The organism is Algibacter sp. Ld11, from assembly GCF_045066735.1.
Taxonomy (GTDB): Bacteria; Bacteroidota; Bacteroidia; order Flavobacteriales; family Flavobacteriaceae; genus Algibacter.
Map to the genome: position 1 here is coordinate 91841 of NZ_JBISHH010000024.1, position 18651 is coordinate 110491.

The 18651-nt window shown below is 35.0% G+C and carries 11 protein-coding genes; 3 read left to right on the plus strand and 8 right to left on the minus strand.

Annotated elements, in window-relative coordinates:
• Positions 1 to 59: 59 nt before the first annotated feature.
• The 8 genes from ACJJV4_RS10835 to ACJJV4_RS10870 all read right to left on the minus strand — a co-directional run bounded on the left by ACJJV4_RS10835 (position 60) and on the right by ACJJV4_RS10870 (position 12730).
• A complete protein-coding gene (locus ACJJV4_RS10835; RefSeq protein ID WP_405294293.1) occupies positions 60 to 1940 on the minus strand; it encodes an alpha-amylase family glycosyl hydrolase in 1881 nt (626 codons plus the stop codon).
• Between the two features lie 50 nt (positions 1941 to 1990).
• Positions 1991 to 2962 carry an alpha/beta hydrolase gene (locus tag ACJJV4_RS10840; RefSeq protein ID WP_405294295.1) on the minus strand — a complete coding sequence of 324 codons (972 nt, stop codon included), beginning with the start codon at positions 2960 to 2962 and terminating at the stop codon, positions 1991 to 1993.
• A 17-nt stretch (positions 2963 to 2979) separates the two neighbouring features.
• On the minus strand, positions 2980 to 4926 hold the full coding sequence (locus ACJJV4_RS10845; protein WP_405294297.1) for a glycoside hydrolase family 13 protein: 1947 nt from the start codon (positions 4924 to 4926) through the stop codon (positions 2980 to 2982).
• 19 nt (positions 4927 to 4945) lie between these two features.
• Positions 4946 to 7057 (minus strand): glycoside hydrolase family 97 protein, encoded by a 2112-nt coding sequence (locus ACJJV4_RS10850; RefSeq protein ID WP_405294299.1) that lies wholly within the window; start codon positions 7055 to 7057, stop codon positions 4946 to 4948.
• Between the two features lie 15 nt (positions 7058 to 7072).
• Positions 7073 to 9379 (minus strand): glycoside hydrolase family 65 protein, encoded by a 2307-nt coding sequence (locus tag ACJJV4_RS10855; protein ID WP_405294301.1) that lies wholly within the window; start codon positions 9377 to 9379, stop codon positions 7073 to 7075.
• A gap of 79 nt (positions 9380 to 9458) precedes the next feature.
• Positions 9459 to 10115: a beta-phosphoglucomutase gene (gene pgmB / locus ACJJV4_RS10860; RefSeq protein WP_405294303.1), complete on the minus strand. Its 657-nt coding sequence runs from the start codon at positions 10113 to 10115 to the stop codon at positions 9459 to 9461.
• 8 nt (positions 10116 to 10123) lie between these two features.
• Positions 10124 to 11491, minus strand: coding sequence for an MFS transporter (locus ACJJV4_RS10865; RefSeq protein WP_405294305.1), 1368 nt, complete (start codon positions 11489 to 11491; stop codon positions 10124 to 10126).
• 165 nt (positions 11492 to 11656) lie between these two features.
• Entirely contained in the window at positions 11657 to 12730 is a 1074-nt protein-coding gene (locus ACJJV4_RS10870) for a LacI family DNA-binding transcriptional regulator (protein ID WP_405294307.1), read from the minus strand.
• Positions 12731 to 12967: 237 nt separating this feature from the next.
• Between ACJJV4_RS10870 and ACJJV4_RS10875 the strand changes: the two genes are divergently transcribed.
• From ACJJV4_RS10875 to ACJJV4_RS10885, 3 genes are read left to right on the plus strand one after another with little or no spacing between them, the layout of a single operon-like run.
• Positions 12968 to 15889 (plus strand): SusC/RagA family TonB-linked outer membrane protein, encoded by a 2922-nt coding sequence (locus ACJJV4_RS10875; RefSeq protein WP_405294309.1) that lies wholly within the window; start codon positions 12968 to 12970, stop codon positions 15887 to 15889.
• Between the two features lie 11 nt (positions 15890 to 15900).
• Positions 15901 to 17502 (plus strand): RagB/SusD family nutrient uptake outer membrane protein, encoded by a 1602-nt coding sequence (locus tag ACJJV4_RS10880; protein WP_405294311.1) that lies wholly within the window; start codon positions 15901 to 15903, stop codon positions 17500 to 17502.
• A gap of 21 nt (positions 17503 to 17523) precedes the next feature.
• A complete protein-coding gene (locus tag ACJJV4_RS10885; RefSeq protein ID WP_405294313.1) occupies positions 17524 to 18651 on the plus strand; it encodes a SusE domain-containing protein in 1128 nt (375 codons plus the stop codon).

Consider the following 18651-nt stretch of genomic DNA (forward strand, 5'->3'; position numbering starts at 1 on the left):
GATGTTTTTAATTTTAAACCTATTTATTTTTTAAGAATTACAAATTATTTTTTCTAATTTTATTCCATTTTTAATATGAAAGACTCTAGCGGTTTTAATTTAATTTCGATAGAACCGGTTCTGTTTTCAATTATTAATTTTGATAAAAACTTATTGTACAACTGATCCTTTAACGGATACGTTCCGTCTTCTAAATCCAATTGCTTCAATATATTCTCCGGAATTTTTAATTGAAATTCAAAACTATTTTCTGCATCAAAATTTGAAACCACAATAAGGTTTTCAGTAGCACTCCAACGCACAAAAGAAAAAACTTTATCGGTATAATTTTCGGTATGCTCACGATTATATTGATGAATGTCGCCATAATGCCCCATTAATGCAGGGCTATGTATTGTGAAATTTAAAAGACGTTTATAAAAATCTCTTAATCCCCTTTCGGCATCTGTTAATTGTCCGCCATCAAATCGCTTGTTATTTACCCAACGTTGATGTGCAGGTACGCCAACATAATCAAAAATAGATGTTCGGGTAGGATCACCAAAGCCAGGATTTTCAGAACCATCTTCACCAACTTCTTGTCCAAAGTAAATCATGGTTGGCGCTGTAGTTGATGTTGCAGAAACCACCATTGCAGGCCGTCCCTTTTCAGCATTACCAGCAAAATCGGGACTCGCCAAACGTTGCTCATCATGATTCTCTAAAAAGTGAAGCATATGATGCTCAATATCTTTTAAATCGTCTAAAATTGGTGGAATATGATCCGTTTTGCCATACCCTTGTACTACATGTTTTAAGGTATCATAGAACTGTACTTTATCATACAGATAATCCATTTTTCCCTTTTTAATATAATCGCGATATAAACTCGGGTTATAAACCTCAGCTAATAGAAACGCCTCAGGATTTTTCATTTTTATAGACGAATTCATAAAACTCCAAAATTCCACAGGCACCATTTCGGCCATATCATAACGGAATCCATCGACTCCAAAACCTAGCCAATACAAGGCAATATCCCTAAATTTCATCCATGAATTTGGCACCGTTTTATCTTGCCAAAACTCAAAGTGTTTTTTGTATGTTTCATTCTCGAAACCATTAGGCAATTCATCAAAACCTTTTACGCCTTCTGGCGAAATACCATAATTAACTTTTACGGTTTCATACCAATCATTCATATTTGGCTTCGACGCACTTGCACCGTTCCCGGTCCATTTTGCTGGAGACTCCATAAACTCTCCATCCACCAAATTCTTATCTCTACCACCCAAAGGCACATAATGATGCTCCCAATTAGGAACCTCGAAGTTTTCCTTTGGGTTATAATAAAAATTATTATTTACATCGTAAACTACCGTTTTATTATCGGTTTCCCCAAAATCTTGCACACCTTCTGGCTTAGAAATACTCTTATAATTTCTAGCGACATGGTTAGGTACAATATCGATAATCACCTTTAAACCTACAGCGTGCGTGCGCTTAATTAAAGCTTGAAATTCCTCTAATCTATTTTCTACATTTACAGCTAAATCCGGATTAACATTATAATAATCCTTAACAGCGTATGGCGAACCGGCTCTTCCTTTTACAACATCGGGATCGTCGTTATTAATACCATATGCCGTATAATCGGTAATTACATCATGATGTGGTACACCTGTGTACCAAATATGGGTAACACCTAACTTTTTAATTTCAGATAAAGCTTTATTAGTAAAATCATTAAACTTACCAACTCCATTTTCTTCAATAGTTCCCCAAGGTTTATTATTGGTGTTTGTATTACCAAACAAACGCGTAAACACCTGATAAACCACTTGTTTTCCACTCGTTACAACGTCCTGTGGCTCCATGGTCTCACCATCCATTTTTTCTTCATTTTTACAACTCATTACGAGTAATAAAAATACAAATATGATATGTTTTATAGCTTTCATTTCAATGTTTTTTTTGAATAAAATGGACTATTAAGCAAGTCTTTCTCCTGTTATTTTTTCAATAAAAAAGTTAGCGGAATATCTAAACGTTTATTCCATGAGTTTTCTGAGTGATCAGCTCCTTTAAACTCTAAATTTGCCGAATTATCACTAGTATAACCACGGGCTTTCAAAATTCTATTTATTTCGGGTGTAAACTTAGGGTAATAGGCATCTAATGTCTCTGTTCCATAATCGAAATATATTCGGTGAGATTCCGGATCAGGCAAATTAGCTTCCATATAATCTAGAATAGCTTGGGCTATAGGGTTGTTTTCTTTTGGCTCAGCACCTTCCCAATGGGTAGACAAACAAGCTGCTCCACCAAAAACACTAGGATACTCACACAACGCATACATACTCATAAGACCTCCCATACTCGAGCCTGAAACTACTGTATTCTCTTGGTTTGTATATACCGAAAATTGAGAATCTATTAATGGTTTTAGTTCTTCAACTAAAAATTTTAAATAATTATCACCTTTAAATTTCAAACTAAAATCTCGAGATTTAGCCTCACTTATTATCGCTTTCTTATCTGCTTCTGATAAATAATTTATTGCTTTTTCAGGAAACAAATCTTGCCAACGGATTTCTGGAATATTATGAATTCCAACAACGATAAAGTCTTTTACAACATCTTCTTCCATTAATTTTAAACCCCACTCGTCTACTTTCCATTCTTGTTGGTTCCATGTGGTTGTAGAATCGAATAAATTTTGGCCATCGTGCATGTAAAGCACAGCGTATTTTTTATCTTCTGAATAGTTTTCTGGCAACCAAACATCTACAGGTCGTGGTGTAATATATTTTGAAGCCAAACTATCCATTCTAAGCAATGCGCCACCAGCTAACTGTGTGTTTCCTATGGTTCTAATCATGGGATTGGTAATTAGTTCTTCTTTAACAAAACCATTAGCTTTTGCCATTTCTTTACAGGAAACAAATAATAAAACCGACATTACAATAATGCTAAACTTCATTTTAAATGCTTTTTAAATTATATTTTTGTGGTATAAACAAGGCTTCCTTTTTCTTTTAAAATTATACTATCTTTCCAAACAAATGTTTCGTTAGTGATAATATTTTTTAAGGTTTTACCTTTTAAGCCCACTTCGGCATAGCGAGTTAAATCTAATGTTATCGGTGTGTTGTTTTTATTTATAATATGCACAACAACCTCATCATTAAGCGTTCTAAACAAAACATAAGTTCCTTTAAAAGGTGCAAAATGCAACGTTTCTCCGTTATGAATTGCTTCACTGCCTTTCCTGAAATTAAGCAACTTTTTTAAATACAATTGCATATCCTTTTGCTCGTTACTTAGGCCTTTTCCTGTAAAGGCATTCACGGCATCGTTTCGCCAACCACCAGGAAAATCGGTACGGATTAAACCATGATCGCCAGGCTTTTGGAAATCATTCATTAAAATCTCGGTACCGTAATAAATTTGCGGAATTCTAGGCATGACTAAAATATAACTCAGTGCTATTTTTGTGTTTGGAATATCGCCTTTAAGCTGTGTAAAAATGCGGCTCATATCATGATTATCTGGAAACACCATTAAATCTTTAGGTGACGCGAAATAAAAATCGTTCGCCAAACCTTCATACATTTTTACTAAACCTTGATCCCAAGTTTCTTCTTCATTTAAAGCCTTCACAATAGCATCCTGCATAGCAAAATCCATTGGTGATTTTAAATTAGAATCGTATCCATCACGATTATTAGCACCATCTTGCCAATAACCAATAAGTAATGGGTTTGTACTCCACTCTTCGCCAACTATTGAAAAATTAGGATATTCCGCCATAATACTTCCAGCCCACTCACTCATAAACGCTTTGTCTGGATATGGATAAGTATCTTGACGAATACCGCCTAAACCAACTGTTTCTACCCACCAAATACCATTTTGAATAATGTATTTCGCCATAAATGGATTACGCTGATTAAGATCTGGCATGGCGGATACAAACCAACCATTCGTCATTTCTTCTTTATCAATTTTAGAAGCGTAGATATCTTGGTTACTAGTACGCCTATGATTGGATGTTTTTAATTCTCCTTCATTTTCAAAATTTTCTTGATAGTTAAGCCAATCTTTAAAAGGTAAATCTTTCATCCACCAATGTTCGCTTCCGCAGTGATTAGCAACTTGATCCATTATTAATTTTATACCTCGTTCCTTACTTTTATCAGCTAATTCTCGATAATCGTCTAAGGTTCCAAATCGTGGATCTATTTGGTAGAAATCGGTCATTGCATAACCATGATACGACGAGTTTGCCATATTATTAGCAAGTAACGGACAAGGCCAAATTGCCGTAAAACCCATATCGCTTATGTAATCTAAACGCTGCGTTATGCCTTTTATATCGCCACCGTGGCGCGCATAATTATCATCTCTGTTAATTGTTTTCTCGTTTAGCGTTTCATCAATATCATTGCTTGTATCACCATTTGCAAAGCGATCTGGCGTTATTAAATAAACCGCATCACTACTATCAAAACCAACAAAATCTTCAGCTGGAGTTTCACGAGTTTTTAATTGATAAGTTTGAGTTAATTCATTCCCGTCTTTAAACTTAAAAACAATATTAAATTGCCCTGCTTTGGTTTCTTTTGAAATATCTAAATCGATAAAAAGATAGTTTGGACTATCGGCTTTATTTACTTTTTTAATTGAAACACCTTTATATGATATTTTTGGAGTAGCAGCCGAAATATTTGGATGTTTAACCAACAATTGCAACTCGGTATTTTTAAAACCTACCCACCAATGCATTGGTTCAACCCGTTCAACTTCATTTTTAATTTCAATATTAGATACCGCATTTACTTCTAAAACAGAAGCATCACTATTTTGTTTACACGATGTATTTAAAACAAAAAAAGAAACCACTAAAAATGTAGAATGCCATTTATTAATATTTACATAATTCATAATAACATGTATTTTCAAACTATTTAATTTCCATAATACTAATAGCGTAACCACCACCAGAAGCTGAGAACTGTGATAATTTAGACTTACTTGTTACTGTTTTTGTAGTTATTTTATATGCCTGCGGATTGGTTTTGTAGTGCGCATCTTTAGCATCGGCATAAATAGTAGCTTTATACTTTTTTCCTTTTTCTAAGAAATCGAATTTAATGTTTGAAACTCTAGATTCGTTACCATTTACATTACCAACAAACCAATTATTTGCTCCTTTTTCTTTTCGAGCAATAGTAACATAATAACCAGGCTCTGCTTCTAAATACGTGCTTTCATCCCAATCTAAAGCAACATCTTTTATAAACTGAAAAGCATCCATAAATTGCTCGTAATGTTCCGGTAAATCTGCCGCCATTTGCAACGGCGAATACATAGTTACATAAAGTGCCAATTGATTAGCAATAGTACTGTTTACATGCGAATTATTATCAGGGTTAAGCTTACTGATATCCATTTCAAAAATACCCGGTGTATAATCCATAGGACCACCTATTAAACGTGTAAACGGTAAAACCGTAACGTGGTTTGGTTTAGAGCCTCCAAAGGCCTGAAACTCGGTTCCGCGTGCAGACTCGTTTCCTATTAAATTAGGATAAGTTCTACTAATTCCAGTTGGCCTTACGGCTTCATGAGCGTTAACCATAATTTCATAATCTGCAGCTTTTTCCACACAATATTGAAAATGATTTACCGTCCATTGTCCGTAATGGTGTTCTCCTCTTGGTAACATATCACCAACATAACCACTTTTTACGGCATCGTAACCATGATCTTTCATAAATTGATAAGCCTGATCTAGATGACGTTCATAATTTCTTGCCGAGCCAGAGGTTTCATGGTGCATTATCATTTTAATCCCTTTAGATTTCGCATAGCTATGTATAGCTTCAACATCAAAATCTGGATATGGTGTTACAAAATCGAAGACATAATCTTTCGATTTTCCAAACCAATCTTCCCAACCTTCATTCCAACCTTCAACTAAAACACCATCAAAACCATGCTCTGAAGCAAAATCTATATATTGTTTTACTTTAGTGTTGTTTGCTGCATGCGTTTTATTTGGCTTAACCTTTGTATAATCTGTAATTCCGAGCTCTACACTTGGTAATTCATCAGTGTATTGCCAAGAACTTTTTCCGGTAATCATTTCCCACCAAACACCAATATATTTTACTGGTTTTATCCAAGATGTATCTTCAATAACGCAAGGTTCATTTAAGTTTAATGTTATGTTGGACGCTAATATATCTCGAGCATCATCGCTTACCATAACGGTTCTCCAAGGAGAAGTACACGGCGCCTGCATATAACCTTTATCACCATTAGCATCGGGCGTTAACCAAGACTCGAAAATCATGTTTTCATCATCTAAATTAAGATTCATACAAGAATAATTAACAAGTGCAGCCTCATGTAAATTAATATACAAACCATCGGCTGTTTTCATCATTAAAGACGTTTGCACTCCTGTTTTAGAATACTGCTCTTGCGAGGCATTATCGGTTAAAGCTGTATCAAACAAGCCTCTAATTTCTGATAATTTAGATTCCGTAAAATCGTATTCTTGAGAATCGTAATCTCCAGGAATCCAAAAGGCTTTATGATCGCCAGCCATAGCAAATTGAGTACGCTCCTCTTTTATTACAAAATAAACCAGATTTTCTTGCGAAGGAAACTCGTAACGAAAGCCTAAACCATCATTAAACAACCTAAAACGAATAATTATTTTACGCTCCGTTTCTCTTTGAATTAACTCTACCGCCAATTCATTATAATGATTGCGAATATCTTTAGTTTCTCCCCAAACAGGCTGCCAAGTCTCGTCGAAAGTTAATGTTTCTGTATTCGAAATTTCGAAGCTATTTAATAACGATTTGTCATCATTTTTCAACTCCAACCCTAAGTGGCTTGGCTTTATTACTGCTTTATTTTTGTATGCCAATTTATAAGTTGGCTCACCATTTAAACCTAAAGAAAACTGCATCACTAAATTTCCATTAGGCGATTTAAGTTCTTGAGAACTCCCGTCTATTACTGAAAACAAAACAGCATATATAAATATAAATAACTTCATAATTTCTTTATTCAATTAAACGGTTAACAAACTATTTCTAGAAATGATTACCGGTGAATTATTGACTAAAATTTGTAAATCTGAATCGCCTTCTAATTCGAATTTAGCTCCCGATTGATTAACATTTACTTTTAAAATATGATTTCTAAAATTCACTTTAAATGAATATTCATCCCATTCCTTAGGTATTTTTGGAGTGAAAGAAAGCATATCATCTTTAACACGCATACCACCAAAACCTTCAACAATACTCATCCATGTACCCGCCATAGATGTAATATGTAAACCTTCGTGAACTTCATTATTATAATCATCTAAATCCAAACGAGACGTTCTTAAATAAAACGTGTACGCCTGCTCCATACGATCTAACTTTGCGGCTTGAATACTGTGTACACACGGTGACAATGAACTTTCGTGAACAGTAAAAGGCTCGTAAAAATCAAAATGACGCTCCAACTCTTCGTTAGAAAACTGATCTTCAAAAAAGTAAAAACCTTGTAAGGTATCAGCTTGCTTAATGTAAGGTGAACGCAGAATACGATCCCAACTCCATTTTTGATTTATTGGTCGTTGTGCTTTCTCTAAATGATCTACAGTGATTAATTCTTTATCGAGAAAACCATCTTGTTGTAAGTATATTTGTTTTTCTTCTGAAAAAGGAAAATACATATTTTCTGCAACCGCTTTCCATTTACTTAATTCGGCTTTTTCTAAGTTTACTTTATTCATTATTCTCGCAAAATCTGAAGGGTATTCACTTTCAATTTTTGAGATACTTTCTAAAGCATAATTAATACACCATTGCGCTAGATAATTGGTGTAAAAGTTATTGTTTACGTTATTTTCATACTCATTGGGCCCTGTTACTCCTAAAATAACGTATTTATTTTTAGCTGAAGAAAACGTGGCACGTTGCTGCCAAAAACGAGCAATTCCAATTAAAACTTCTAATCCTTTTTCTGGAATATAACTATAGTCACCCGTGTAACGATAGTAGTTGAAAATAGCAAATGCTATGGCACCATTTCTATGTATTTCTTCAAAAGTAATTTCCCATTCGTTATGGCATTCTTCACCATTCATGGTTACCATTGGATATAAAGCGGCTCCATTTGTGAAACCTAATTTCGCAGCATTTTCAATCGCTTTTTCCAAATGATTGTAACGGTATTCCAACAAGCTTCTTGCAACATTTTGGTCTTTGGTAGCCATATAAAACGGAATGCAATACGCCTCGGTATCCCAATACGTACTTCCACCATATTTTTCGCCGGTAAAACCTTTTGGGCCAATATTTAATCGAGAATCTTTACCTAAGTAAGTTTGATTTAGTTGAAAAATATTAAAACGAATACCTTGCTGTGCTTTTACATCTCCAGAAATTGAAATATCAGACATGCTCCAAATACGCTCCCAAGCTTGTTTTTGTTCTTCTAACAAAGCATCAAACCCTTTTTCTGTTGCTAAATTCAATACGCTTTTTGCAGCAGAAATAAGTTTGTTTTTATCATGATTAGTATCTACAACATAACCACCAAACTTATTGATAGTATAGGTTTCACCTTGTTTTACTTGATTAGAATAACTAAAAGAAATACTATTAGCACCACTTTCAATTAAAGGTGTTATAGCAACAGTAGTTCCATTAACAAAAACCTCCGATTCCATAAAAGTACAGGTATGAAATTCAGTTTTCATGGTTTTAGCCTCGATAAAAGCCTGATTGTTTTCATTACAAACCTTTAAAGTATCCCAAAATTTATCATCCCAATTGGTATCTTCGTTAGTAATTCCAGAATCTAAATAAGGTTGAAATACCACTTCTGCATCAGTACTTATTGGTTTTACACTATATTCAATAGCTCCAACTTCGTCTAGTTCTAAACTTAAAAAACGTTTGGCTTCCACCTCAATCACTACGCTATTTTGCAGTGTTGCTGTAAAACTACGCGACAACCAACCGGCCCTCATGTTAAGCTCTCTTCTAAAGTTTTCTACAGCTTTACAAGTATGCAAATCCAATTGTTCTCCATTGACAGAAACATTAATACCAATCCAGTTTGGTGCATTTAATACTTTTGCAAAATATTCGGGATATCCATTTTTCCACCAACCCACACGTGTTTTATCTGGATAATAAACGCCAGCAATATAACTACCCTGAAACGTTGGTCCAGAATATTGTTCTTCAAAATTAGCACGTTGCCCCATAGCACCGTTACCAATGCTGAATAAACTTTCTGAAGATTTTACGCAGTCGGCATTGAAACCCTCTTCTATAACGGACCAATTATCTGGTTTTATATAATCTTGATTCATCTGTTTTTATATTTTGAGAGAAAGGCTTAATTACTATGTCTCACCTTTCTGTTTTGTCTTCTTTCTAAATTATATTTTACTACTTATTTCTTATACTTTCAATAAAATCTGCAGGGATTTCCGTAAGATCATTAAAGTTATAATCTGCTTCACTTAACGTGTTTTTATCACCAATACCCACAGAAACCATATGGGCTCTATTTGCGGCCTCTACTCCTGCAATGGCATCTTCAAAAACAATACATTGCTCCGGCTTTAGGTTTAGTTTTTCGGCTCCAATTAAAAATACTTCGGGATCTGGCTTGGCTTTAGAAACACTATTCCCATCTACAATACCTTTAAAGCGATCAAACAAGCCAACTTGTTTTAAAATTAATGGTGCATTTTTACTTGCAGAACCCAGCACATATTTTACACCTAGTTCATCCAAACTATCCAATAATTTTTCGGCACCTGGTAGAATTTCATCAGCACCCATTTTATGGATATACTTGAGATAATGCTCATTCTTACTTAATAAAACTTCTTGTTTTTTTTCTTCGGAAAGCGTAACGTTTCCTAGTCCTAATAAAATTTCTAAAGAACGTACGCGGCTTACACCTTTTAGCAGTTCATTATTTGCTTCTGTAAACTCAAAACCCAAACTATCTGCAAGGCTTTTCCATGCTAAATAGTGATATTTCGCGGTATTTACAATAACACCGTCTAAATCGAATATTACTCCTACTGTATTCATTTTTATATTTAAGATTGATATGAAATGGCCGATTTGTTTGTAATTAGAAAATTACATAAGCCTGCAATTATTAAACTTCCTCCCGCCACAAGCATGGCATTTATGGCTTGATCACCAATTAAACTCGACACATAATTGATACCTCCAAGAGCTGCAATTATTTGTGGGATAACAATAAACATATTGAAAATCCCCATGAACACACCCATTTTTTTTGGGTCTACCGAACTCGACAGCATAGCATAAGGCATAGATAAAATACTACCCCAAGCAATACCCACTAAAGCAAAACAATACTTTAAATTTTCAGGACTCGATATATAATACATCCCAATAAATCCAAGACCTCCCAAGATAAGAGACCCCATGTGCACGTACTTTCGATTAATATTTCTTTTTGATGTGTAAAACGTTAAAAGCAAAGCAAAAACCATAGAGGTTAATCCGTAAATACCCATGGCGGAACCTACTAAGTTCGATGCTTTTTGAAACGTAGTATTCGCAAGATCGAATGCTTCTTTTTGCACAAGTACACCCATATCATAACTTGCTTCAATAGGTGCGGGTGCATTAAAAATATGCTCGGTTAATGCTGGGTTTGCCATACTCCACATAGTAAAAAATGCAAACCATGAAAAGAACTGGATAACACCCAATTTCTTCATTGTTAATGGCATGTTACCAATATTGTTTACAATGTCTGGAATAAACTGGTTTTTCTTTTGCTTCTCCTTTTCAAAGGCCTCCATATCTTCAGGTGGATATTCCGAAGTTGTAAAAATGGTATATAACACACTCAACAAAAAGATTACAGCTCCAATAGCAAAAGCAACTTTCACAGACATAGGCACAACACCTTGTGGCGCAGCATCTGAAACTCCTAATTGAGAAACCATCCAAGGTAAATTACTAGCCACCCAAGTACCAACACCTATAACAAGCGTTTGCACTACAAAGCCATAAGATCGCTGAGATTCTGGTAAGTTATCGGCTACTAACGCACGAAAAGGCTCCATTGAAATATTAATAGAAGCATCTAAAACCCATAAAAATCCGGCCGCCATCCAAAGTGTAGAAGAATGCGGCACAAAAAACAAAGCTATAGAACTTAAAACAGCACCAATTAAAAAGTAAGGACGGCGACGTCCTAATTTTGAATGCCAGGTTCTGTCGCTCATATAACCAATAATTGGTTGTACAAGTAAGCCTGTTAAAGGTGCAGCAATCCATAACAACGGAATGTCGTCATGACTAGCGCCTAGCGTTTGAAAAATTCGAGACATAAAGCCCCCCTGAAGTGCAAATCCGAATTGTATTCCTAGAAACCCGAAACTCATGTTCCAAATTTGCCAGAAACTTAATTTACGCTTTTCCATTAAATAGTATATTAAAGTTAATACTATTTGATAAGCGGTTTTATACCGGTTTCAGTAAAAAATGATGATCGATATAACTTATCAAAACTTAAGTGAGAAGTGAAAATATAAGTTTTGATTTCGGTGTAAAGATATGAAAGATTTTAAATTTTCAAAGAAAAAAAATCATTTAGTAGATTCTCTTTCAATTATTTCGGTCTCAATTACCAGTTTTATAAAGTCCGATTTCAGATTGCTATTTACAATAAATGAGTCTGGTTCTACATCTTCAGATTCTAACCTATCTATAAGCAAATTAGCGGCTTGCTCCCCTATTCTCTGTCCATGTTGGCTCACTGTTGTTAAGGTTGGCGTAGCGTGTTTAGAAAGTACTCCATCGGTAAAACCAATAACCTGAATATCATCTGGAATATTTAAACCTATTTTTTTTGCCACCTTCATAGCTGTAATAGCATACAGTTCGTTTACTGCAAAAACACCATCAATATTAGGATTTAATTCAAAAAATTTATTGATTTCGTTCTCTAAAAAATCAAGATGATCTGCAGAATTTAAACTATCGTTTATTTTCAGAATTAAATCAGAATTCGGCTCAATATTATTCCGCTCCAAAGCTTCTAAATACCCTTGTGTTCTTAGTCGGCCAACGCTTACGTAATCCATAGTCGTTAAAAGGGCTATATTCTCGCAACCCTTATTAATAAGCATGTTTACAGCTTTTACCGCACCGTTAAAATCGTCTACAATTACCTTATCACAATCAACTTCACTCACCACTCTATCAAACATTACTATAGGCATACCTTGGTTAATGGTGGCATGAAAATGATGATAATCTTGTTTTAGTAATGTTTCTTTAGAAATAGAAAGAATAAACCCGTCGATACTACCATTGGCAAGCATTTCCATGTTTATAATTTCTTTGGTAAAAGACTCGTTAGATAGCCCTACAATTACATTATACCCACGTTTATTAGCCACACGCTCAATACCAAAAATAACGGTTGAGAAAAAATGATGTACAATTTCGGGTATTAAAATACCTATAGTTTTTGTTTTTCTATTTTTTAAACTCAAGGCTATATTATTAGGCCTGTAATTATATAGTTTAGCAAAAGCCTGTATTTTTTGCGTGGTATCTTCACTAATTTCTTTACTGCCGCTTAACGCTTTAGAAACCGTTGATATGGAAACATCTAATTCGCGAGCAATTTGCTTAAGGGTTATTTTTCTTTTCATTGAAGTAAATTAACAAAAAATATATTTAACCCCACAAAGTTATTGCACTATTTAATAGTGAAACAATATGCGAAATTCATAATTTAAGATCATTATAATACAAACTTATCAACACGAAAACGTTTTCGTTAAGAATTTCGTAAAGCGTATTTACTGTTTAACAATTCTTTTACATAATTTTAACACGAGAAGTGAAAATATAAACAACTAATTTAGACATTATTTAAACTAATTTGTATGAAGACAACTATTAAAAGATTGTTGTTCTTTTTACTATTTGCACCTACCTTAATGTTCGGGCAAACCAAAGTAAGAGGAACAGTAACAGAGAAAGCAACTTCTATTCCGCTTCCCGGAGTAAATGTCGTAATAAAAGGCACTACCACAGGAACAGCGACAGATTTTGACGGTAATTTTCAAATTGAAGCCAAAAATGGCGACGTACTTGTTATTACCTATGTAGGCTTCCAATCTCAAGAAATTACATATTCGGGACAAACAACCTTCAATATTCAACTTAATGAAGATGCTGCTTTACTGAACGAAATAGTAGTAATTGGATACGGATCTACAACCAAAAAAGATGCTACAGGCTCAGTAGAAGCCATTACTTCGGAAGGTTTTACACGAGGAAATATTGTAACTCCAGAAAATTTACTAAGCGGTCGAGTATCTGGTGTAAGCGTTACTACAAGTGGTGCGCCAGGTTCTGGTTCTCAAATTAGAATTCGAGGAGGTTCATCTATAAACGGATCTAACGACCCTTTAATTATTATCGACGGATTACCAATAGATAACAATAGCGTAAAAGGATCTCGTGGAGTTTTAGCTAGTATTAACCCAAACGATATTGATTCTTTTTCTGTATTAAAAGACGCCTCGGCAACTGCTATTTATGGTTCTAGAGCATCAAACGGTGTAATTATTATTGTAACTAAAAAAGGTAAATCTTCATTTAGCGCCACTTACGATACACAATACAGTTTTGGTGAAATTGCCAACCGTATCGATGTGTTTTCTGGTGATGAATACAGAAACCTTATTACATCGCAACCACTAAACGGGACAACTTTAGATGAAAGTTTACTAGGTGCAACAAGTACCGATTGGCAAGATGAGATTTTTAGAAACACGGTGTCATCTCAACACAACATTTCTATGCAAGGTTCTTTATTTCAAACCATTCCAACACGTTTCTCTTTTGGATTAACCAACCAAGAAGGCGCTTTAATGACATCGGAATTTGAACGTAGAAACTTAGGCTTAGCCTTAAACCCTTCAATGTTTAAAGATCATTTAAAAATTAATTTAAATGCAAACATGAGTTTTGAAGATAACCGTTTTGCGGATTCTGGTCAAATAGGCGCTGCATTATATTACGATCCTACACAGCCGGTTTACGATGCCACATCACCTTTTGATGGTTATTACCAACACCGTAATGGTACAACGGTTTTAAACGGAACTACAAACCCAGTAGCATCATTACTTCAAACTAATAATTTAGGAGATTCTAATAGGGTTTATGGTAATTTAAATTTCGATTATAAATTCCATTTTTTACCAGACTTAAGAGCTGTAGTAAATATTGGTTACGACGAAACCAAAGCGAAAGAAATTCAATCGACGTCTTACAACATGCCAACAAACGACCCTGTAAAAGGGAACACGTTGCGCCGTTTTGAAAACAGAACCAACAAATTATTAGATGGTTATTTAAACTATAAGAAAGAATTTGAAAACTTCCGCACCGAATTAATGGCAGGTTACTCTTATCAAAAATTTACCTTTAACGGAAACGATACTGGCAACTTAAGAGACCCTCAAACTTTTGCAAACACTTATGCCGACCCAGACGTTGTTTTAATTGGTTATTTTGGTAGAGCAAATTTAACATTTTCAGAAAAATACCTAGTAACGTTAACGTACAGACGTGATGGAACATCTCGTTTTAGCGAAGAAAACCGTTGGGGTAACTTCCCTGCTGCTGCCGTAGCTTGGAATATTAGTGATGAAGATTTCTTAAAAAATTCTAAAACCATTTCTAATTTAAAACTAAGAGCTGGATATGGTATTACAGGACAGCAATCAATTAGTGAAAAAGACATTTTCTTAAACAGATATAGAGGTGGTGATGCTAATTCGCAGTATCAATTTGGCAACCAAGTTATTCAATCACTTATTGCCTCAGAAATAAACCCAGATATTAAATGGGAAGAAACAGCAACTATAGAATTTGGTATAGATTATGGCGTTTTTGACAACCGCGTTTCTGGTTCGTTAAACTTCTTCCAAAAAAACTCTACCGATTTATTATTCTCTGCAGCTGTTGCCGATGGTACAAACTTTTCAAACAATATCATCCAAAACATTGGAGAATTACAAACTCGTGGTATAGAATTTTCGGTTAATGCTGATGTTGTTAAACAAGAAGATTTCACAATAGACTTCAACTTTAATGCAACATTTTTAGACAGAGAAATTAAAGAACTTGCCCAAGGTCAGGATGTAAAAACTGGTGGTATTTCTGGTGGTACAGGTAACAACATTCAAATTTTAAGCGAAGGATTTTCGCCTAATTCATTTAATGTTTACAAACAACTTTATGATACATCTGGAAATCCAATTGAAGGCGCTTATGTAGATTTAAATGGTGATAACGTAATTAATGAAGATGACCGTTACTTAAAAGAAAACCCTGGTGCAGATGCTATTTTAGGTTTTCAATCTAACGTGAATTATAAAAATTTCGATTTCTCTTTCAACATGAGAGCTAATTTAGGAAACTACGTTTATAACAACGTAAATTCATCGAAAGCACAATACCAGTTACTTCAGGATAATGCCGTTTTAGGTAACCTACCAACATCGGTTTTAGACAACAATTTTCAACGTACCGCAGATGTTATCATTTCTGATATTTATGTAGAAGACGCTTCATTCTTAAAAATGGATAATATTACTTTAGGTTATACTTTTCCAAATGTTTCTAAAAAATTAAAAAGCATTCGTTTATGGGCTGGAGTTCAAAACGTATTCACTATTACAAATTATAGCGGATTAGATCCAGAAGTATCAGTTGGTACAGACCAAGGCATAGACAATAACATATACCCAAGGCCAAGAACTATTTTGGCAGGAGCTAATTTTAAATTTTAAAAAATACAACTATGAAACCAAGATTTAAAATACAAAATACCATTGGGATCGCTCTACTTTTATTCGCTACACTAACCTCGTGTACAGATGATTTAGACATTGTTCCTAATGACGACCAAACCGTATTAAGTGAAGAGCTTTTTACTAACGAAGCGGCTTACAAACAGGTACTAGCAGGTATTTATGCCAACTTAGCACTTACCGGAACCGATGGTGCAGGAAATTCAAACCTTAAAAACATTGATGCTGGAACTAGCCAATTTGGACGTGTACTTTTATATGTACAAACCTTATCGGCAGATCAAATGATTTGGTCTTACGAGAATGACCCTGGAGCTAGAGAAATTCAAAGAAATACATGGACTGCTCAAAATCCTCTTTTATTGGGTATGTTTAGTAGAGCACACCTTTCTATTGCTTTAGCAAACAATTTTTTAAGAGAAACTACAGATGCGAAACTAGATGCAAGAAACGTATCATCATCAACAAGAACAGAGATTGTAGCCTACAGAGCTGAAGCCCGCTTAATGCGTGCCATGGCATATTACTACATGATGGATATTTTTGGAAAAGCAAACTTTGTTACCGAAAACGATGCGCTTAATTCCTTTCCTCCTGTTTACGAAAGAGCTCAATTATTTGATTTTGTTGAATCAGAATTAATTGCAATCGATAGCGATTTAGTAAACTCTAGACAAAATGAATATGGCCGTGCGGACAAATCGGTTGCTTATATGATTTTAGCTAAAATATATTTAAACGCTGAAGTATACATTGGTGAAAACCGTTATGCAGATTGTTTATCATACTGCCAAAAAATAATGGACGGTGGTTATACATTATCATCTAATTATTTATACAACTTTATGGCAGACAACAATACAAACTCTGCGGTAAACGAAATTATTTTCCCAATAGTTTCAGATGGAACAACAACACAAAACTACGGACCAACAACTGTTATGATTAATGGTCAAGTAGGAAGTTTAGAAGAAAACGGACTAGAACTTGGTGTTAGTAAACCAGGCTGGGGTGGTGCGCTTAGAATTAGAAAGCAATTAGCAAACCTATTCGATTCTTCTTTTGCTGACGATGATAGAAATACGATTATCTCTGCAGATAGACCAATTGATATTATTGAAATTTCAGATAAAGACACCGGATACATTATTGAAAAATACTCTAATGCAACCTCAACAGGAGGCGCTGGTGCAGACCAAACTTTTGTTGACACCGATTTTCCTTTATTTAGATTAGCCGATGTATACTTAATGTATGCTGAAGCACATTTAAGAGGTGGTGGCGGTACTATTACCGATGCTGTTGGTTATGTAAACGCTTTAAGAACGAGAGCAAACAACCCTAACACCATTTCTTCTGGAGATTTAACTTTAGATTTTATTTTAGATGAACGCGCTCGTGAATTACACTGGGAAGCACACCGAAGACAAGATTTAATTCGTTATAATAAGTTTACTGGCGGAAATTACAATTGGGCGTGGAAAGGTAACGGAAGCAATGGTATTTCTTTACCATCACATTTTAATGTGTATCCAATTCCAACCGGAAGTATTGCAGCAAACCCTAACCTGACTCAAAACACAGGGTACTAAACTTAAAAACAAATAAAGACCATGAAAAAATTTAAAAACATTTCAGTGTTTAGCATTATTGGTTTAGTTTTACTATGCCTGAGTTCTTGCGATGACACAACAGATATATACTCTGTTTCAGACCCATCATCACCAATTTTAGCCGAATTAAATTTTAGCCAAATTGAACTCGATGCCAATAATACAAACAACCCAGCTTTATCATTAAACTGGGTAGAATCAGATTACGGACAACAAACAGCCATTAATTATGCCGTGCAATTTGCAAACGATGATGCTTTTACAACACCCGTTACTGCTTCGACCGTTACAGGACGAAACAACCTTACCCTATCGACAAGTGAAATAAACGCAGCCGCAGGTAGTGCTGGTTTAGATCCGTTTACTTGGGGAACGCTATACACCAGAGTTGTAGCATCTTTAGGCTCCCAAAACAGTGAGTCTGTAGCGTCAAATACACTACAATTTGAGGTATACCCTTATTACAACTATGTGTTTAACGATTATTATCTAGTAGGAAACGGAGTAGTTTCAGGATGGAACAACAATGCAAATAACCCACCATTATTTAGAGATGCCGATAACCAAAACCTGTATTACTACACAGGATACTTTGCAAATGCAGGCGGATTTGATGAAGGTCGATTCAAAATTTTAGAGAGCAGAGGTTTATGGCAACCGCAATGGGGAGTTACTCCAAATGAAGGAGACGATAACCCTGCCGAATCTGGAGATATAGCAGGCAACCCAGGAACACAAGATGGTGACCCAGGTCGTTTTGGTGTACCAACCGCTGGCTATTACCAATTTACGATAGACTTTTCTACTAAAAAATATACCCTAACACCTTATAATAACGCCGGAGCAACAGATTTCTCAAGCATTGAAGTACAAGGTTCTAGCACAGAAACAACTACTTTAACACCTTTAACTATAGATACACACGTGTGGTATGCTGCAGCATTACATTTAACACCAGGAGATGTTTCATTTGTAACAAATACGGGTTCTACCTGGGGTGGTTCAACAGGCTTTTCAGGAGTCGCAACAGATGGTGGCGGACCAATTCCAGTAATTGTAGAAGACGACTATGATGTTTGGTTTAACGACCTTACTGGCCGTTACATTCTTGTGCCATTAAACTTATAA